The sequence below is a fragment of the Neopararhizobium haloflavum genome (assembly GCF_002750855.1).
In the GTDB taxonomy this organism is placed as follows: domain Bacteria; phylum Pseudomonadota; class Alphaproteobacteria; order Rhizobiales; family Rhizobiaceae; genus Georhizobium; species Georhizobium haloflavum.
In genome coordinates this window covers 175852-194035 of record NZ_NWUC01000002.1, presented here as the reverse complement: position 1 = coordinate 194035, position 18184 = coordinate 175852, and the positions used below count along the sequence as shown (strand labels likewise).

The window sequence follows — 18184 nt, the reverse complement described above, 5'->3', positions numbered from 1 at the left end:
GTGAAGTGACGACCGACGATGTCCTGATCGAACGCCCCGATGCCGCCCCCGGCGTCCAGGTGATCCGCCTCAACCGCCCATCCAAGAAGAACGCGATCACGCGCGCGATGTACGGCGCGATGACGAAAGCCCTTAAGGAAGGTGATGACAGCGACGCCGTACGCGCCCACGTCTTTCTCGGTGTCCCGGGCGCATTCTCGGCAGGCAACGACATGCAGGATTTCCTGACCTATGCCAGCGGCGGTGCGCTCGGCGGCGAGGTGATCGATTTTCTCAAGGCGCTGGCGACGGCGCAAAAGCCGCTTCTGTCGGGGGTCGACGGGTTGGCGATCGGCATCGGAACGACACTCAACCTGCACTGCGACATGACGTTCGCGACGCCGGCGGCGCAGTTCCGGACGCCGTTCGTCGATCTCGCCATTGTACCCGAAGCCGCCTCGACGCTTCTTTTGCCGCGCATCGCCGGCCATCAGCGCGCCTTCGCCATGCTCGCTGCGGGTCTGCCGTTTTCGGCCGAGGACGCGTGTGCGGCCGGCATCATCTTCAAGGTGGTCGCGGCGGAGGAACTGGAACCCGCCGTTCTCGGTGCCGCCACCGCGCTGGCTGCCAAGCCACCCCAGGCGCTCAAGATCGCGCGCGATCTCGTTCGCGGCGATCGGAGCGACGTCGTTGCCAGGATCGACGAGGAAGCCGAGCACTTCAAGACGCAGCTTCGATCCAGCGAGGCGCGCGCCGCATTCGAGGCTTTCATGGCCCGCAAGGCGTGACGGCTCGATGAAACGGTCCTAGGGCGCGGCCTTCTCCTCGCGTTCGCGGGGCAGCCATCGGCCATCCTCCTGCTGGCGGATGAACGCGAAGATTTTTTCCAGAATGACGCAGCGCAGTTCCCATGCGGCAGAGGGGTCCTTGGCCGAGGCGTAGAGCCGCACGGTCATGGCCCGGTCATTCTGGTCTATGACCGAGACTTTCGGCTCTTGCGCACCGTCCCAGTCGTCCTGTTCGCGAAGCAGTTCTTCGAAGTGGGCGCGGATCGCCGCGACGTCGGCCGTCGGATCGAGCTTTATCTCGACCGGCACCATCAGGGCGGCATCGCGCATCGACCAGTTTTCGAATGGTTCGCTGACGAACTCGCGTACAGGGGCGATGAGCCGGCGATTGTCCCAGGTGCGGATGAGCACGAAGGTGAAATTGATTTCCTCGACATAGCCCCAGTCGCCGCGGAAGGAGACCGCATCGCCGATCCGGATCGGCTTGGCGAAAGCGATCTGGATGCTGGAAAGAATATTGCCGAGCACGGACTGGGCGGCAAAACCGAAAATCAGCGAAAGCACGCCGGCCGATGCCAGCAGCGATGTGCCCACCGTCTGTGACAGATTGAGCTGCGATACGATGACGATGCCGCCGAATATGATCGCGACCAGAATGACGAGACGCCGGGCGACCGAAATGTTCGTATAGAGGGCTCGCGAGGCGGAATTTTCCTCATTGGCGATTTCGGCGACGAAGTTCGACGTGACAATGTCGAGCAGCGCATTGATGACGCTGAGGAAGACCATGGCAACCGTCACCACGAGCGCAACGGTGATGACGGCCGACATGAGGACGTTGGTCGGTCCCGAAAAGCTCAGATACTCGGCATGAAAGGCGGCGACCACAACGCTGGCGATCAGCAGCGCCACGGAGAGCGCGGTATGCTCCATGATATTGGGAATCCAGCGCCAGCCCGGCAATTCGACGAGATCGTCATTCGTCTCCGAGCGCCGTCTGCCGAATCTTCCAAGTCGTGAGCGCAGCGTTCGAGCCAGCAGTCGGACCAATCGATAGGCAGCCATGCCGGCAATCGTCGCCATGATGATGAAAAGCGGAACGGCGATCATCTGCCAGATCGGAACGCCGCCAATCGCTTCTCGCTTGATCGAATTGGGCAGAGCCTGCTCGACCCGTCCCGGGCCATGTTCTTCGAAAAGCGCGGGGATGTAGCCGACGGTTCGGTTGGAGATGAGCCACAGAGCATCGTCACCGGATGCCTGGTAACGGTCGAGCCTGATCTCGGTCGGTCGGCCGTCGACGTCGATGAGACCGAGGCGAAGGGATCGCCGTGGCTGGCCGGCCAAGGCATCGTCGGCGGAGGCGAAATCATCGACCCCGTCGGCGCGATCGGGCAGATCACCCCAATCGATAAGGATGGTCCGCTCAAGTATCTCGTGCAATTGATAGGCGAGTTCCGGTCCGCGCTCCGCCTGCTGCGCCGCTTCGATGTCGTTGAGATTGAGAAAGTGCGCCGCTTGTCGGTAGTTCTCCGCATCGACGCTGTCGATGAAGCCTTCCATCGCCGCGCGTGGCGTTGATCGATCGAGATCGGGCGGCTGAGCCAGACCTTCGTTGATGGCCTCGACTTCGAAGACAGCGTCGCCCTCCTGTGCGAGTGCGGGCAGGGCGCACGCGATAACGGCCAGGCACATCAACAGCCGCATCAGCATCCTGGATGGCCTTCGGCAGGACATGTCAGCCATGAGCGGTCTCCGTGAAGCCTCGACATCACCGTTCCAGAAGCGCGACCACCTCGACATGAGACGTCCACAGGAACTGATCGATCGGTCGAACGAATGTGAGCCGGTAGCCGCCTGCGACGAGAGTGGCAAGGTCGCGCGCCAGTGTGACCGGATTGCAGGAGACGGCCGCGACTCGCTTGACCGCAGAGCGCGCGATTTCGGCGGCTTGTGCCTGCGCGCCGGCACGGGGCGGGTCGAAGACGAGGCCGTCGAAATGCTTGAGGTCCATCGGCATCAGCGGACTGCGGAACAGATCGCGCCGCTCGGTGGTGACCGTCTTGAGTCCCGGTGTCCGGCGAAAGCCACCGTCGAGCGCATCGAGCGCCGCCCGTTCGCTCTCCACTGCATGAACCATCGCCCGCTCGGCAAGGCGCAGCGTGAACGTGCCGCTGCCGCAAAAGAGATCGGCAATGCGCTTGCAGCGCTTGAGATGCTTCATCACGTCGTTCGCCATGACCGCCTCGGCAGCTTCGCTGGCCTGAAGAAAGCTTCCCGGTGGTGGGTGGATGGTTGCCTTACCGAATTGCACCAGCGGCTTTTCCGGCTCGACGATGATCTCGCCGCCGATCGCCACACGGGCGATGCCGGTCATGGTAAGCGCGGTCTCGATCAGCATGCGGCGCTGGCGATCGCCGAGCTTGACCGGACCCTCGATCGCAATGTCGAGCCCGACGGGCGTCGCGAGCACCGTCAGCCGCATCGAACTCGTTCCGGTGGCGGCAGCGGATGCGATCCTGGCGATATGGCCAAGCCGCTGCGCGATCGCGGGCGCGGCGACCAGACAGCCGTCGATCGCGACAATGGTATGCGAGCCAGCTTCCGACAGGCCGAGCACCATGCCCTTCTCGGTGCGCCGCGCAGTCAGCGTCATGCGTCTCCTTGCGCCCGGAAGGCAGGATGTCAGCGGTGCGACCTCAGCCGCAAGACCGGCTTCCGCGAGCGCCGCGACGACCAGATTCCGTTTCCAGTTCTCATAGGCGCCACGCTCCATATGCTGCAGCGAGCAGCCCCCGCAGGCGCCATTGATGCTATCCGGACCGAAATGCGGGCAGGGCGGTGCAACCCGCTCCGGCGCTGCCGCCTTGATCGCGAGGAGATCGGCTCGGTCCTTGTGCTGCGCGATGGAGACGGTTTCGCCCGGCAAGGTGAACGGGACGAACACCGCACCACCGCCGATCCTGGCAACGCCGTCGCCTTGAGCGCCCAGCGCCGTGATGGTGACAGTGTCCGCACTCATGTTCTGGTTCCAGCCAAGAGAAACTCCTGATTGCCGTCACCGCCGGTGACAGGCGAAGGGATGTAGCCGAGCGACTGCCATCCAGGTTGCTGGCCGAGCCAGATCGAAAGTGCCTCGGCGATTGCCGGACCATCTTCGCGATTGCGCAGAAGGCCGCCCTTGCCGATGGCGGATCGCCCGGCTTCGAACTGCGGCTTGACGAGCAAAACGCAGAATGCGCCCGGCGCGGCAAGGCCAAGGGCCGGCGGCAGAGCAAGCTTGAGTGATATGAAACTGACGTCGCTGACCACGCATCCGATGGTTCGGCCGCCCAGATGCTGGCGCTCCAGTCCGCGCGCGTTGAGGCCCTCGATCGATGTGACCTGCGGGTCATTGGCCAATGATGGGTGAAGTTGACCGTGGCCGACATCGACGGCGACGACATGACAAGCGCCGCGCCTCAGGGCGACCTGGGTGAAGCCGCCGGTCGAGGCACCGATATCGAGGACGACGCGGCCGGCTGCATCGAGCCTGAAGTGGTCCAGCGCCGCAACGAGCTTGAGCGCCGCGCGCGAGACATAGTCGATGGCAGGATCGTCAACCGTGACGGCAGCGTCGGGTGCCGTCGGCAGGCCCGGCTTGCTGGCCGGCACGCCGTCGACCTTCACCGCGCCGCGCAAGATCGCATCGCGCGCGCGAGACCGACTGGTGAAGTGGCCGAGTTCGACCAGATACTGGTCCAATCGCTTGCGCGCCGACCGACCATCGGGGTCGTGGGTTGAAACGTCGCCGGGATGCGTCATCAGGTGGCTATGGGCGGTCGTGACGCCGCTGGCAAGCCCTGAGATGTGACGACGGTGGCAGGAAACACACAATGCGCAGCAATTGCGTGGATGCGTTGGAAGAAGCCATTGCAATTGCATGTGTCTATAGGCCAAGTCCAGCAAGTGACACACCACCGCGCCGCGGCGCCAACGAACAGTGAGTGCAGTGCAGGCCGGGTCCATCAGTTTCGTCCAAGCGGTGCTCGTTCGCACCGAGACCCTTCGCCAGCAACCGCTGTTGCGCTGGGGACTTGCGGTGGTCTCCATCCTCATCGCGTTCATCGTGCGCTATCTGCTGGAAGGGCGCCTGCCGCCCGGTTTCCCCTACCTGACCTTCTTTCCGGCCGTCATTCTGACGACGTTCTTCGCGGGGCTGGCGCCAGGTCTTTTGGCCGGAGCGCTGGGCGGGCTGGCGGCATGGTACTTCTTCATCTCGCCGATCAACAGCTTTGCGCTGAGTGGCCAGGCCCTGGTGGCGCTTGGCTTCTACGTCCTCATCATCACGGTCGACATACTGCTCATCCACTGGATGCATGTCGCGCTCGAGCGTCTCAACCGGGAGCAGATCGTTTCGCGGCGGCATGCCGAAGAGCGTGACGTACTGTTCAAGGAAATGCAGCACCGCGTTTCCAACAACCTGGCCGTCGTCAGTTCACTGCTGAATGCGCAAAAGCGCGCCCTGCCGGAGGGCGAAGCTTCCAGTGCGCTGGCCCAGGCCGCCACGCGGGTCAACCTCGTCGCGCGCATGCAGCGTGAACTCTACGACCCCTCCCGCCAGTCGCTCGAATTCGCGACCTACCTCAAGGGCCTCGGCCCCGACATCATCGAGGCGATGGATGCGGGGCATGTCACCTATACGACCGATGTCGAAGAGATCGCCGTGCCGTCGCACCTGGCGGTTCCGCTCGGCCTGATCGCGACCGAGCTCATATCGAATTCGGTGGAGCATGCCTTCGCCGATCGCCGGCCGGGCCGGATTCATGTCGTACTGAAGCGGACCGCCGAGAACCGCGAGACGGTGGTCCTGCGCGTCAGCGACGACGGGCCGGGTTGGCCCGACGGCTTCACGCCCGATACGTCGCGCAATCTCGGCATGCGCATCGTCCTTTCACTGACCCAGCAGATCGGCGGTGACTTTGCGTTCGGCAACGAAGATGGCGCCGTGTCGACCTTGCGGTTCACGGTAGCGGCTGACACGGCGTAAGGTCAGGCCTCGCGCGAGCGGCCAGCCCGTTCGGTGCCGAGCGCCGCGAACACCGTGTCGACGATGCCGCGCCGATCAAGCCCGGCCTTGGCGTACATCGCTTCCGGCTTGGCCTGATCCATGAAGATGTCGGGCATCGTCAGCGAGCGCATCTTGAGGCCGTTGTCGAGCAATCCTGCACCGGCCATGAAATGCAGCACATGGCCGCCGAAGCCGCCGACGGCGCCTTCCTCAACAGTGACGAGCACATCATGCTCGCTGGCCAACCGGCGAACGAGGTCCTCGTCGAGCGGCTTGGCGAAACGGGCATCGGCGACCGTGGTGGAAAGGCCTGCCGCGTCGAGGTCTTCGGCCGCGAGAACGCAATCGGCAAGACGTGTGCCGAACGACAAAAGCGCGATGCGGCTGCCCTGCTTGACGATGCGACCCTTGCCGATCGTCAGCAGTTCGCCACGCTCGGGCATTTCGATGCCGACGCCTTCGCCGCGCGGATAGCGGAACGAGATCGGTCCTTCGTCATAGGCTGCCGCCGTGCGGATCATGTGTTTGAGCTCTGCCTCGTCCGCCGCCGCCATCACAACGAAGCCGGGCAGCGTCGCGAGATAGGTCGTGTCGAACGAGCCGGCATGCGTCGAACCATCGGCGCCGACGAAGCCGGCGCGGTCGATGGCAAAGCGCACGGGCAGTTTCTGGATCGCCACATCATGGACGACCTGATCGTAGGCGCGTTGCAGGAAGGTGGAGTAGATCGCGGCGAAAGGCTTCATGCCTTCGGTCGCCATCCCGGCGGCAAAGGTAACGGCATGCTGCTCGGCAATGCCGACGTCGAAGGTGCGCGAGGGGAACTCCTTGGCGAATTTCGCCAGCCCCGTGCCGTCCGGCATGGCCGCCGTCACGGCGACGACCCGGTCGTCTTCCCTTGCCTCGCGGATCAGCGCCTCGGCAAAGACGTTGGTGTAGCTCGGGGCATTCGGCTTTGCCTTGGCCTGGGCGCCGGTGATCACATCGAACTTCGAAACGCCATGATACTTGTCGGCCGCCGCCTCGGCTGGCGCGTAGCCCTTGCCCTTCTGGGTTACGACGTGAATGAGAACCGGGCCCTGGCCGTTGTCGCGCACGTTGCGCAGCACCGGCAGCAGATGCTCGAAGGAATGCCCGTCGATCGGGCCGATGTGGTAAAAGCCCATTTCCTCGAACAAGGTGCCACCCGTCACGTAGCCGCGCGCGTGCTCGACGGCGCGGGTGATCGCCCGGTCGACATTCTTGCCCAGATAGGCCGTCAGTTTCTTGCCGAATTCGCGGATGCCCATATAGGTGCGGCCCGAGGCAAGGCGGGCGAGATAGGCGCTCATCGCGCCGGTCGGACGCGCGATCGACATGTCGTTGTCGTTGAGAATGACGATCAGCCGCGCATCGAGCGCGCCGGCATTGTTGAGCGCCTCATAGGCCATGCCGGCTGAAAGGGCGCCGTCACCGATCACCGATATGACATGACGCTTCTGTCCCTGAAGGCCGCTGGCCACCGCCATACCGAGCCCGGCCGAAATCGATGTGGAGGAGTGGGCAGCGCCGAAGGGGTCGTATTCGCTCTCGTCGCGCTTGGTGAAACCGGACAGGCCGTCTTCCTGACGCAGCGTGCGGATGCGCGCACGCCGGCCGGTGAGAATCTTGTGCGGGTAGCATTGGTGCCCGACGTCGAAGATCAGCCGGTCGCCAGGCGTGTCGAAGACCTTGTGGATCGCCAGCGTCAGTTCCACGACACCAAGGCCCGCACCGAGATGGCCGCCGGTGACAGACACGGCGTCGATCATCTCGGCCCGCAGTTCCTCGGCGAGTTGCGGCATCTGCCGGTCGTCGATCCTCTTGAGATCGGCGGGAAACTCGACCTGGTCGAGAAGCGGCGTCTCCGGTCTCTTGTCGGCGGAAGAATGCGTCACGCGTCGCGCCTCATATTCGCGCGGGCGGTGCTTTCCGTTATCCACGCCATTCCTGTCTTCAATCCCGCTCCAGCCACAGAGTCCGCGGATTTTTTGGACTGTTTATCCAGTTTGATCGCTCCGGCAAAGAGACGATTTCGGTTTCCTGACGGGGACCGTCTTGAAACACCGGCCACGTCATTCAAACGTCGGCGCCTCGCGTTGCGCTTTCGAAGACGAGACGACGTTCTCAAGGATATGGCGTTTCGCGCCGCAAGTTGCACCCCCCGAGGCGCGTGAAATCGGCTCTCTGGCAATCGCACGATGGCATATTTCGGCTGAAACAGGGGCGAAAGGCGCACGCTGTTCGCTTTTGGAAAGGCAAATTTATTCTTTGGATACCGGCCCTTAACGTCTGTCGCCTAGCAAGTTTCTGGCACGGAGCTGGGGCGTGATGACATGGGATTGACTGCTGCAATACAAAGACAGAGCCGACGATCGTACCGTCTGTCACAATTGTCGCTCTTCGGCGCGATTACTGCGAGCGGGGCCATCCTGCTGTCCGACCATACGGCCGCGCCGGTCACGATGTCGGCCTTGCTCTCGATGACAGCGATCGCCGGTTCGATGTTCACGTTGCATCATGCGCGCCGCGGCATCTATCAGCGCCTGCAGGAGGCCGGCAGTGCCGAGGCCGAACGCCAGCGCCTCCTGCAGAGCGATGCGGTAACGGGGGCAATGACCCGCCGGCACTTCCTCGAAACGCTGGAAATTGCCTTGAAGCGGGCAACCAAGACGCCAACGAGCCTCCTCCTGATCGATATCGATTACTTCAAGCAACTCAATGACAGCCTTGGCCACGCAGCTGGCGATGCCGCGCTCGTCCACACCGTCGCCTGCCTGCGCCAGGCTTTTCCCGATTGTGCGGTGGGCCGACTGGGCGGCGACGAATTCGCAGTCTTCGTCAATGACCGCAGCCTCGCGTGGTGCGAGGAGCAGGCGCGCAAGTTCCTGGCACTGATCTCACGCCCGTTCCGGTATTCAGGTTTCGATATTTCGCTGAGCGTTTCGGTGGGTGCGGCTTCCTCGGTCGATCGTCAACTCGACATGGCCGGTCTCTCGCAAAATGCCGACCTGGCGCTCTATGCCAGCAAGACGTCGGGGCGGGGACGGGTTACGCTGTTCGACGAGGTCATGCTGTCGGAGCGGCGGCACGTGCGCTATCTGGAGCGCGAATTGCGCGCGGCGCTCTATCTCGACCACCTCGAGCTGCACTATCAGCCGGTCGTCGATACGCATGGGGTGGCGCGTGCCATGGAAGGTCTGGTCAGGTGGCGCCATCCGGTGCGTGGCTTGATCCCGCCGGGCGAATTCATTCCGGTGGCCGAGACGTCGACGCTGATCGATCAACTCGGCGAGTGGGTCTTCCGGCGCGCGTGCCGCGATCTGCCCCGGTTCGACGGATGCCGCATCAGCATCAACATATCGGGAGAGCAGCTGAAGCGCGACAGCGTCGTTGCGATGATGGAGCGGGTGCTGCGCGAAACGGGCAGTGCAGCGGCTGATTTCGTCATCGAGATCACGGAGACTGTGGCGACGGAGGCGACCGACGATGTCGTCAACAGGCTGGATCGCCTGAGAGCGTTGGGCTTTCGCATCGCGCTCGACGATTTCGGGACCGGACATTGCGGGTTCAACTACCTGAAGACGCTTCCGATCGACGCGATCAAGATCGACAGAAGCTATATCTGCAATCTCGGTAGCGACCGCGTCGCACAGGTTCTCGTCTCGGCATTGGCGGAAGTCGGCCGATTGAGGGGCATAACGATCGTCGCCGAAGGCGTGGAAACGGCGCAGGACCTGCAGTTGGCGAAGGCCGCTGGCTGCGATCGCTTCCAGGGCTTTTTCATCAGCCGTCCCGTGCCGCTCGCCGCCGCCGCCGCGACATTGCCCGCAGCGAAGGGCGACCCGCAGGCGCTTTCCGCCTGATCTTCGTCGCTACGGGTGAGCCGCGCCGGCCGGGAAGCGGCTGGAGGCGCTGATGGCGAGTGCGACCAGTTCGGTTTGGCGCTGAACGCCAAGCTTTTCGGCCGCGGCCGACAGCTGCGCCCGCGCGGTGTGATAACTGACGCCAAGCGTTTCCGCGGCTTGCCTAAGGTCCCCACCCTGGCAGAGCTGGCTGACGACTCGCGCCTCCGCCATCGTGATGCCGAGCGTGCGGGCAATGTCGTCGCTCGGACTTTGGAGAAGCTCGGAGGCGTCGATGAGGACCAGCAGCGTATCGGCCTCGCCCGATCGGAAATAACTGAGGACCGGGTCGATCTGCGTGTCCCGGGGCAGGGTGATGCAATAGCCGCAGATCCGGTGCGGCTTGGGCGCGGGTACCGCGAACGGACCACTTGCGCTATGGGTCGACAAGCTCTGGCGCAGAGCCCCTTCGATCGCCGCGCGCTGATCGTGGGACGCGAAGGAAAATGTCGCCCGGCATGTCAAAGAAAGGCCGCAGCGCGTCTCCAGCAGTTTCGCCGCAGCCGCGTTCATCTTGGATATTTGTCCTTGCCGCGAGACGATGAAGGCCGCGCTGGGCAGGGTATCGATCCAGAACTGCGTTCCGGAACGGCGGCTCCGCTTCAAGTCGAGTTCCTTCATCAGCGCGAAGCTCTGGCGCAGATGCGGATGGATGGCAGCCAGCGAAGCGTCGAGCGCGGCGCGATCCCTGTCGCTGTAGCGGGCCGGAACATCCACCGTGAACAGCGCCGCGTGCTCGCTCGTACGGTAGGCGAAGAGCCCCATCGAGGAGGACAGATTGTCCCGGTGACGCAGGAAGAGATTGTAAATGTCGGTCCGCCTGTATTCGTCCGGCGTCAGGAACTCTTCCGAGCGGATGACGCGCTCTTGCGGAAAGCGGGCGCCAAGGGCGGGCATGATGTTGAGATGCGCGATCGGCAGATAGTCGGCCAGCGCCCGCTCGTCGTAGTTGAACGTGCGGAACGCGAAATATCGATTGTCTTCGAGCAGGCTCGCCTGCCAGCTGAACCTGATGTCGGGGAAGCGCCGCGTATAAGCGGCGAGGACCGGTTCAATGCCATTTCCTTCGGCAACCGACCGATAAACGTTGGAAATGAAGTCTATGTCGTGCTCTTGCAGCGATTTCGACATCTCCTTGGCCCCTCTTTGGCCAAAGAGTACGGTGTGTTCACGAAAAATTGAAGCGCGAAGGTTGTCTTTTCGACAATCAGTTTTCGTCCAGCGGCTCTGTGCCGACCGGTTGTCCATTGCGGTCCAGACGGATTTTCTCGATTCTGTCCTCTGCCGCTTTCAGCAGCTTTTCGCAATGCTTCTTCAGCGCTTCGCCCCGCTCATAGATTTCGATGGAACGGTCGAGCGGTACGTCTCCGCGTTCCAGATCGCTGACGATGCGCTCCAGTTCGGCAAGCGCCTGTTCAAAAGACAGCGTGGCAATGTCTGGCCGGGTCTCCGGGGTCGTGTTCATGGTCAGCCTTTCATCAGTCTCTGGATGTGGACGGCGGCCGATTCAGCCAGGCCGACAAGGTCGTATCCACCTTCCAGCAGGCTGACGATGCGGTGGCCGGCATGGCGCTCCGCGAGGTCCATGAGTTTGCCGGTCGCCCAATCGAAATCGTCCGCGACGAGGTTGATCTGTGCCAGCGGGTCGCGGTGATGAGCATCGAAGCCCGCCGATATGATGATCAGGTCCGGCATCGCATCTTCCAGCGCCGGCAGGATGCGGGAGCGGAAAGCTTCGCGGAAATGATCGCCGGCCGTGTCCGGGGCGAGCGGCGCATTGACGATGTTGCCGGCGCCCGTTTCGTCCTTGGCCCCGGTGCCGGGGTAAAGCGGCATCTGGTGCGTCGAGAGGTAGAGAACGGTAGGGTCGTCCCAGAAGATGTCCTGTGTGCCGTTGCCATGGTGGACATCCCAATCGATGATCGCGACGCGTTCCACGCCATAGGTGCGCTGCGCGTGACGCGCGGCGATCGCAGCGTTGTTGAACAGGCAAAATCCCATCGCCCGATTGTGCTCGGCGTGGTGGCCCGGCGGCCGCGAGGCGACGAAGACGTTGTCGGCGCGGCCGGAAAAGACATCGTCGATGCCGGCCATCGCCGCGCCGACGCCCGCCAGCGCTGCCTCGAGGCTTTTCGGGCTGACATGCGTGTCGGCATCGATCTCGCTGCGGCCTTCCGTGGGGATCGCGGCGCGCACGCGTTCGAGGTAAGCCTCGGGATGGGCCATCAGCACCGCTTCTTCCGGCGCGATCGGTGATTGCACCCGGTCGAGTGCCCTGAAGTTCTCGTGTTCGAGCGCCAGTTCGAGCGCGCGCAGCCTGTCAGCGCGCTCTGGATGTCCCGGCGGCGTCAGGTGCTCCAGATAGACCGTATGCGAATAGAGGCGGGTAGACATGATGTCCTCTCCTGCCCGCTCAAGGGCAGATTTCCGTTTCCGTGATGGCGATGCCGAACCCTTCCAGCCCGACATAGTGCCGCTCGCGCGAGGCCATGAGCCGGATCGACGTGATGCCGAGATCCTTCAGGATCTGGGCGCCGAGGCCGATTTCAAGCCACTCGCTCTCGCGTTGTTTTGCTTCCGCATGCGCCTCCTGGTCCTCGCTCAGATGCTCGCGTCCGCTGTCCTGATGGCCGACGCCGACGGAGCCTTCGCGAAGATAGACGACGACGCCGCGTCCGTGTTGCGCGATGCGTTCCATATAGAGATCGAGCGGACGCTGCCGTCCGAAGACATCGTCACCGACCGATTCCGCCTGAAGCCTGACCGGAATGTCCTGTCCATCGCGAATGTCGCCGAAGACGACAGCCAGATGATGCATCGGGTCCCATGGAAGCGAATAGGAATAGGCGGTGGCGCGCCCGTGCGGCGTATCCACCGGGAAGGTCGCGTTGAGCTTGACCAGCGTTTCCTTGCGCTGACGATAGGCGATGAGGTCGGCGACCGACACCTGCTTGAGGCTGTGCTGGTTGGCAAAGGCGGCCACATCGGGACCGCGCATGACCGTGCCGTCATCGTTGACGAGTTCGCAGATCACGCCGATCGGCGGCAGGTCGGCGAGACGGCAAAGGTCGACGGCTGCTTCGGTGTGGCCCGAGCGCATGAGGACGCCGCCCTCGCGTGCGACAAGCGGAAAGATGTGGCCGGGCCGCACGAAGTCGACCGCGCCGGCATTGGGGTTGGCGAGATTGCGCGCCGTCAAGGTGCGATCCTCCGCCGAGATGCCTGTCGTCGTTCCATGCTTGTAGTCGACCGAGACGGTGAAGGCCGTCGCGTGCGGGGCGTCGTTCTCGGCAACCATCGGTGCCAGATTGAGCCGGCGCGCTTCCTCGCGTGGCATCGGCGTGCAGACGATCCCCGACGTGTGGCGCACGATGAACGCCATCTTTTCGGGCGTGCAATGAACTGCGGCGACGATCAGGTCGCCTTCGTTCTCACGTCCGTCGTCATCGGTGACGACGACGATTTCGCCTGCTTCGAACGCCCGAATGGCGTCGACGACGGTTTTTTGGTTGTATGGCATGAATTCCTCAGCGCGTGGCGAATTGCGACATAGCGATCGAAGTGGCCGGCGTCGCTATTCGCCGCTGGCTATCCGTTCCTTCCCTGTCTGTCCTCGGTCGCGCAGATAGTGGTCCGCGATCGTGCAGGCGAGCATGGCTTCACCGATCGGCACGGCCCGGATACCGACGCAGGGATCGTGGCGACCCTTGGTGCGCACATCCACTTCGTTTCCGTCCGCATCGACGCTGCGGCGTTCCGTCAGGATCGACGAGGTGGGCTTGACGGCGAACCGGGCGACGACCGGTTGCCCGGTCGAGATGCCGCCGAGGACGCCGCCGGCATTGTTGGACAGAAACATGGGTGTGCCATCCGGCGCAATCCGCATCTCGTCGGCGTTCTCCTCGCCACTGATGCGCGCGGCCTCGAACCCGTTCCCGATTTCAACGCCCTTGACCGCGTTGATCGACATGAGATTGGCGCAGATGTCCTGATCGAGCTTGGCATAGATCGGTGCGCCGAGACCGGCGGGGACACCCTCGGCCACGACCTCCACGATCGCCCCGACGGACGAACCCGCCTTCCGAATTTCGTCCAGATAGGCCTCCCAGAACGGCACGATCTCCGGGTCGGGCGCGAAGAACGGGTTGTTGCCGACGCTCTCCCAATCCCAGTTCTGGCGGTTGATCGGCTTGTCGCCGATCTGCACCAGCGCGGCGCGCACGGTCATGGCGGGCACGACCTTGCGAGCGATGCCGCCCGCGGCGACGCGGGCGGCCGTCTCGCGGGCCGATGAGCGTCCGCCGCCGCGATAATCGCGAACGCCGTACTTCACGTCGTAGCTGTAGTCGGCATGGCCCGGCCGGTAACGCCGCGCGATCTCCGAATAGTCCTTCGAGCGCTGATCGGTGTTCTCGATCATCAGAGAAATCGGCGTGCCGGTCGTCGTGAAGGTGAACCCATCGTCTTCGGGCATCACACCCGACAGGATCTTGACGAGATCGTCTTCCCGGCGCTGCGTGACGAAGCGTGACTGTCCCGGCTTGCGTTTGTCCAGCCAATGCTGAAGTTCGGCCTGCGTAAAGCGGATACCGGGTGGGCAGCCGTCGATGATGCAGCCAAGCGCGGGACCGTGGCTTTCGCCCCAGGTCGTCACGCGGAAAAGATGGCCGAATGTGTTGTGTGACATGGTCTTGGTCGTAGCGCTCGCGTGGAGAGGACTGGATGCCTGCTCTAGACCAGGCAAGGCGCGCCGTAAATGTCAGGATTGGATCGGTTTGGCTAGAGCGCTCGATCCACAACAGCGAACGGCCGACGACGCAGCGATTGCGCGGACTGCCGGGCCGGATTGAAACATGCTGTTGCAACGCGTGATGGCGCGGCGCCAAAATGCCGTGGAAGAAGACCATTTCCGCCACAATGCGGGATGCATCTGGAGGATACCGAAAACCGCGATTCCCATGCGAGGAACGTTCAGATGCGTTTCGTTCTCACTGCGTTGCTGCTGACGAGCAGCCTGATCGCGCCGCTGGCCGCGTTCGCCGAAGCGCGAAATGCCGGCGTGGAGGCGCGAATCGCCTCGATCGACCCGCGCGGCGAGCATCTGGCGCTCGACGACGGCAACATCTACATGCTGCCGGGCGAGTTCGACCTGGAAGGTCTGAGCGAGGGCACGCTCGTCTATGTCTACTACGTGGAAGAGGACGGCAAGCGCCGGGTCTTCGACCTCGAGGTGATCAACTGACGTCGCCGCCGGGCGGTTTGTCTTCAACCCAGCCGATACGGCCTTCCGCAATGCGCACGATGCTGTCCTGATGCGCCGGCAAAAGGGCCGCGTCATTCGGCTCGTGGCCGCCGACGATTCGAAACAGCGCGCGCAGGACGCCGCCGTGACAGACGCAGACCGTGGGCGTTTGAACGGTCTCCAGCCATCCCGCGACGCGCTTGGAAAGCATCTCGTAGTTCTCAGCGGACGCGCCCGGAGGGCGGTAGAACCACTTATCGCGATCGCGCGCGGCGACAAGACCGGGTGTGTCGGCATCAATCTCGGCGAGCGTGCGTCCTTCCCAATCGCCGAAGCAGACCTCGATCAGCCGTTGGTCCGTGCGGTAGTCGTGAGGATCGAGACCGAGTTCGCCGCGGATGATCTCCATCGTATGGCGCGTGCGTCCGAGCGGGCTGGCGACGAAATCGAAATCGTCGATGGACGCGCCGGCAAGTCGAGCGAGCAGGCGCCCGTTGTCGCGCGCCTGCCGCTGCCCATGCGCGTTCAGCGGCACGTCCCTGGCGCCCTGCAGGCGGCCTTCCACGTTCCAGTCGGTCTGTCCGTGTCGAATGGCGTAGATCAGCACCGTTCCGTGTCCCGACGCCCTCAATCCTTGACGACGGAGATATCGGGCGCGTCGACCGCCTTCATGCCGACGACATGATAGCCCATGTCGACATGGTGCACCTCGCCGGTGACTGCGGTGGAGAAGTCCGAAAGCAGGTAGACAGCGGACTTGCCCACTTCGTCGATCGAAACGGTGCGCTTGAGCGGCGAATTGTACTCGTTCCACTTGAGGATGTATCGGAAGTCGCCGATGCCCGAGGCGGCGAGCGTCTTGATCGGCCCGGCCGAGACGGCATTGACGCGGATCCCGCGATTGCCGAGGTCAACGGCGAGGTAGCGCACGCTGGCCTCAAGCGCTGCCTTGGCGACGCCCATGACGTTGTAGTGCGGCATCACCTTTTCCGCGCCGTAATAGGTCAGCGTCAGCATCGAGCCGCCATCATTCATGATCCGCTCGGCGCGCTTGGCGAGCGCCGTGAATGAATAGACTGAGACGTCCATGGTCCGCGCAAAATTCGTGCGCGATGTTTCCAGGTAGCGGCCAGTCAACTCGTCCTTGTCGGAAAAGGCGATGGCATGAACGATGAAGTCGATCGTGCCCCACTGCTTTTCGACTTCGGCGATGACGTCATCGATCGTGGCCTCGTCGGTGACGTCGCAGTGGCCCGCAACGATGGCACCGAGCTCTTTGGCCAGCGGCTCGACCCGCTTTCGCAGGGCATCGCCCTGGTAGGTGAGAGCGATTTCGGCACCCTGGTCGGCGCAGGCTTTCGCAATGCCCCAGGCGATCGAACGGTTGTTGGCGAGTCCCATGATGATGCCGCGCTTGCCCTGCATCAGCCCCGTCGCCTGAACCATTGCCGTCTCCCTGGCCTGTGGATGGTGCCGAGGCTATTGCACACGGTCATGCGGCGTTCAAGTGACGGGCACGTCAACGGCGTGGCTAACCACACTTTCCAGCGCCGGAACGGCGCGAACCGCCGTCAGACGAACCACTCGCCTTTCTGCAGGCGCATGAAATCGACAAGCTTCTCGTCGCGGTTCTCGGGAAGGGCAACGACGAGGGAGACGACCAGATCGCCACGCGAACCATCGCCCCGCGGCAGCCCGCGCCCGCGCAGGCGCACCGTCTCGCCCGGCTTGGGCCATTCCGGAACATCGACGTGCTGCGGGCCGTCGAGCGTCGTGACAGTCGCCGATCCGCCATGGATGGCCTGTTCGAGATTGATGGTGAGGGAGGTGAGAAGGTCACTGCCTTCGGCGCGCAGCGAAGAGTGGGGCGCATGCCGAACAATCACGATGAGATCGCTCTTCTGGCCACGAATTTCCGGGCCCAGCGAGCTCATGCGCACGATATGACCGTCTCTTGCGCCGGGTATCACCGTGACCATGACGGTCGATCCGTCCGGCAAGGCAAGTGGTTCGACGCCGCCCCTGAGGATCGTTTTCAGATCGACGGTGAGTTCGGCGACGGCTGGCAGGCCTTCAACTGTCTCATCGCGTCCGCCGAGCATGCGCGCGAGAGGCCGGATCGCCAGATCGAGAAAGGACCAGCCATTTGCGCGCGGTGCCGGCTGAGGGTCTGCCGTGTCACCGATCGGCACGTCGTCGATGCCGGGCGCTTCTGCGATCGTCTCGCGCTCCGTCGGCTCCGGCTTGGGCGGATCACGCCGCTTTTCTCGCTGGAAGGCCTCACCGAAAATGCGCTCCGCCACGGCCTCGGCCGTCTCCGGTTCCTCTTTCTCAGACCGTTTCCGATTGATGTCGACGCCGGCAAAGGGATCCTTGGACCGGCGCGCCGCGCGAACCCGTCCTCGCGCATCGATCAACCCATCGTCAAAACGCCGGCGCTGATCGGGATCCTTGAGCAACTGATAGGCAGACTGAATTTCGGCGAAACGCTCGTGCGCGCCAAAATCGTCCTGATTGTGATCGGGATGAAAGGCCATGGCGAGGCGACGGAACGCACTCTTGATGTCGTCCATATCGGCGTCTGGCTGGACGCCCAGCACGAAATAGGGATTGCGCATCGCCTTCAAACCTTTCGACCTCGATCACAATCTAGAAAGAGAGTGCTAACCGGGGGTTTATGGACCAGGCGCAAACGCGGGAATTTGCAACGCCCTTCACGAAACGGGGCGAAAGGCCTTCAGGTTCCACTGTCCGCTGTCATCGCGGCAAGTTGCGCCATCGAAGAGGGCGATGCCGTCATAGCGGTGGACCGTCGTGGTGAAGGCGCGGCAGGGCACGCCGGTTTCCTCGGTCTCTTCAAGGGCGGATATGACGCCGGTGCTGCCCGTCGATCGATTGGCCCACGGAAAGGGTGCGTTGGGCGTTTGCTCCAGGTCGATCTCGGCCACTGCGCGGGCCACGGCCTCCTCGTCCGCCGCGGGCGCCGGGAGGGGAGGGTCTGCCCGCGCGGTGGGAATCGCCCCGGTCGTCATCGTATCGACCGCCAGCGTCTCGTCGATCCCCGACCCCATACAGCCCGAGAGTCCCATGACTGCCAATGCGACAGCGAGAAGCGGAGCCTGCCGACGACGGCGAAGCAAGATGGACTTGGCGGCAGGGAAGACCATATGGTTCGGCCCGGTCAGGAATCGAAAGGCGAGAT

The 18184-nt window shown here is 63.5% G+C and carries 17 protein-coding genes; 4 read left to right on the top strand and 13 right to left on the bottom strand.

The genetic code is table 11. The features are described 5' to 3' along the window. The first annotated feature begins 5 nt into the window (after positions 1-5). Positions 6-767: a crotonase/enoyl-CoA hydratase family protein gene (locus CN673_RS05305; RefSeq protein ID WP_099865211.1), complete on the top strand. Its 762-nt coding sequence runs from the start codon at positions 6-8 to the stop codon at positions 765-767. 18 nt (positions 768-785) lie between these two features. Here the strand turns inward: CN673_RS05305 and CN673_RS05300 are convergent, their stop codons facing one another. Genes CN673_RS05300 through CN673_RS05290 form a run of 3 tightly spaced genes read right to left on the bottom strand, consistent with a single transcriptional unit; the run spans position 786 to position 4571 of the window. Further along, a complete protein-coding gene (locus CN673_RS05300) occupies positions 786-2513 on the bottom strand; it encodes a mechanosensitive ion channel family protein (RefSeq protein ID WP_157928808.1) in 1728 nt (575 codons plus the stop codon). A 25-nt stretch (positions 2514-2538) separates the two neighbouring features. Continuing rightward, on the bottom strand, positions 2539-3789 hold the full coding sequence (locus tag CN673_RS05295) for a class I SAM-dependent RNA methyltransferase (protein ID WP_099865209.1): 1251 nt from the start codon (positions 3787-3789) through the stop codon (positions 2539-2541). Continuing rightward, positions 3786-4571: a TlyA family RNA methyltransferase gene (locus CN673_RS05290; protein ID WP_099865208.1), complete on the bottom strand. Its 786-nt coding sequence runs from the start codon at positions 4569-4571 to the stop codon at positions 3786-3788. The genes CN673_RS05295 and CN673_RS05290 overlap by 4 nt, the downstream gene beginning before the upstream one ends. A 178-nt stretch (positions 4572-4749) precedes the next feature. Between CN673_RS05290 and CN673_RS05285 the strand changes: the two genes are divergently transcribed. Next, positions 4750-5796: a sensor histidine kinase gene (locus CN673_RS05285; protein WP_099865207.1), complete on the top strand. Its 1047-nt coding sequence runs from the start codon at positions 4750-4752 to the stop codon at positions 5794-5796. A gap of 2 nt (positions 5797-5798) precedes the next feature. On the opposite strand, the gene dxs is transcribed toward CN673_RS05285, so the two are convergent. Further along, entirely contained in the window at positions 5799-7733 is a 1935-nt protein-coding gene (gene dxs / locus CN673_RS05280) for a 1-deoxy-D-xylulose-5-phosphate synthase (RefSeq protein WP_099865605.1), read from the bottom strand. A gap of 438 nt (positions 7734-8171) precedes the next feature. Between dxs and CN673_RS05275 the strand changes: the two genes are divergently transcribed. Next, positions 8172-9701: a putative bifunctional diguanylate cyclase/phosphodiesterase gene (locus CN673_RS05275; RefSeq protein ID WP_099865206.1), complete on the top strand. Its 1530-nt coding sequence runs from the start codon at positions 8172-8174 to the stop codon at positions 9699-9701. Between the two features lie 9 nt (positions 9702-9710). On the opposite strand, the gene CN673_RS05270 is transcribed toward CN673_RS05275, so the two are convergent. The 5 genes from CN673_RS05270 to aroC all read right to left on the bottom strand — a co-directional run bounded on the left by CN673_RS05270 (position 9711) and on the right by aroC (position 14427). Beyond that, positions 9711-10871 carry a helix-turn-helix transcriptional regulator gene (locus tag CN673_RS05270; protein ID WP_099865205.1) on the bottom strand — a complete coding sequence of 387 codons (1161 nt, stop codon included), beginning with the start codon at positions 10869-10871 and terminating at the stop codon, positions 9711-9713. Between the two features lie 76 nt (positions 10872-10947). Then, a complete protein-coding gene (locus CN673_RS05265; RefSeq protein WP_099865204.1) occupies positions 10948-11205 on the bottom strand; it encodes an exodeoxyribonuclease VII small subunit in 258 nt (85 codons plus the stop codon). 2 nt (positions 11206-11207) lie between these two features. Then, a complete protein-coding gene (locus tag CN673_RS05260; RefSeq protein WP_099865203.1) occupies positions 11208-12134 on the bottom strand; it encodes a histone deacetylase family protein in 927 nt (308 codons plus the stop codon). A 19-nt stretch (positions 12135-12153) separates the two neighbouring features. Further along, entirely contained in the window at positions 12154-13260 is a 1107-nt protein-coding gene (ribB, locus tag CN673_RS05255) for a 3,4-dihydroxy-2-butanone-4-phosphate synthase (RefSeq protein ID WP_099865202.1), read from the bottom strand. 54 nt (positions 13261-13314) lie between these two features. After that, a complete protein-coding gene (gene aroC / locus CN673_RS05250; protein WP_099865201.1) occupies positions 13315-14427 on the bottom strand; it encodes a chorismate synthase in 1113 nt (370 codons plus the stop codon). 288 nt (positions 14428-14715) lie between these two features. Between aroC and CN673_RS05245 the strand changes: the two genes are divergently transcribed. After that, entirely contained in the window at positions 14716-14982 is a 267-nt protein-coding gene (locus tag CN673_RS05245; RefSeq protein ID WP_099865604.1) for a DUF1344 domain-containing protein, read from the top strand. Here CN673_RS05245 and CN673_RS05240 read toward each other — a convergent pair. From CN673_RS05240 to CN673_RS05225, 4 genes are all read right to left on the bottom strand, one after another. Next, on the bottom strand, positions 14975-15589 hold the full coding sequence (locus tag CN673_RS05240) for a histidine phosphatase family protein (RefSeq protein WP_099865200.1): 615 nt from the start codon (positions 15587-15589) through the stop codon (positions 14975-14977). The two genes, CN673_RS05245 and CN673_RS05240, sit on opposite strands and share 8 nt — an antisense overlap. A gap of 20 nt (positions 15590-15609) precedes the next feature. After that, positions 15610-16428 (bottom strand): enoyl-ACP reductase FabI, encoded by an 819-nt coding sequence (fabI, locus tag CN673_RS05235; RefSeq protein WP_099865199.1) that lies wholly within the window; start codon positions 16426-16428, stop codon positions 15610-15612. A gap of 125 nt (positions 16429-16553) precedes the next feature. After that, the gene (locus CN673_RS05230; RefSeq protein ID WP_157928807.1) at positions 16554-17600 is read right to left on the bottom strand and encodes a DnaJ C-terminal domain-containing protein; all 1047 of its coding nucleotides are present in this window, start codon (positions 17598-17600) and stop codon (positions 16554-16556) included. Positions 17601-17696: 96 nt separating this feature from the next. Beyond that, on the bottom strand, positions 17697-18053 hold the full coding sequence (locus CN673_RS05225) for an RT0821/Lpp0805 family surface protein (RefSeq protein WP_157928806.1): 357 nt from the start codon (positions 18051-18053) through the stop codon (positions 17697-17699). Positions 18054-18184: the final 131 nt, after the last annotated feature.

Coding starts and splice junctions, on each gene's coding strand:
- CN673_RS05300 (WP_157928808.1), bottom strand. CDS start 2,513: ATGGCTGACATGTCCTGCCGAAGGCCATCCAGGATGCTGATGCGGCTG.
- CN673_RS05295 (WP_099865209.1), bottom strand. CDS start 3,789: ATGAGTGCGGACACTGTCACCATCACGGCGCTGGGCGCTCAAGGCGAC.
- CN673_RS05290 (WP_099865208.1), bottom strand. CDS start 4,571: ATGACGCATCCCGGCGACGTTTCAACCCACGACCCCGATGGTCGGTCG.
- CN673_RS05275 (WP_099865206.1), top strand. CDS start 8,172: ATGGGATTGACTGCTGCAATACAAAGACAGAGCCGACGATCGTACCGT.
- CN673_RS05270 (WP_099865205.1), bottom strand. CDS start 10,871: ATGTCGAAATCGCTGCAAGAGCACGACATAGACTTCATTTCCAACGTT.
- CN673_RS05265 (WP_099865204.1), bottom strand. CDS start 11,205: ATGAACACGACCCCGGAGACCCGGCCAGACATTGCCACGCTGTCTTTT.
- CN673_RS05260 (WP_099865203.1), bottom strand. CDS start 12,134: ATGTCTACCCGCCTCTATTCGCATACGGTCTATCTGGAGCACCTGACG.
- ribB (WP_099865202.1), bottom strand. CDS start 13,260: ATGCCATACAACCAAAAAACCGTCGTCGACGCCATTCGGGCGTTCGAA.
- aroC (WP_099865201.1), bottom strand. CDS start 14,427: ATGTCACACAACACATTCGGCCATCTTTTCCGCGTGACGACCTGGGGC.
- CN673_RS05245 (WP_099865604.1), top strand. CDS start 14,716: ATGCGTTTCGTTCTCACTGCGTTGCTGCTGACGAGCAGCCTGATCGCG.
- fabI (WP_099865199.1), bottom strand. CDS start 16,428: ATGGTTCAGGCGACGGGGCTGATGCAGGGCAAGCGCGGCATCATCATG.
- CN673_RS05230 (WP_157928807.1), bottom strand. CDS start 17,600: ATGCGCAATCCCTATTTCGTGCTGGGCGTCCAGCCAGACGCCGATATG.
- CN673_RS05225 (WP_157928806.1), bottom strand. CDS start 18,053: ATGGGGTCGGGGATCGACGAGACGCTGGCGGTCGATACGATGACGACC.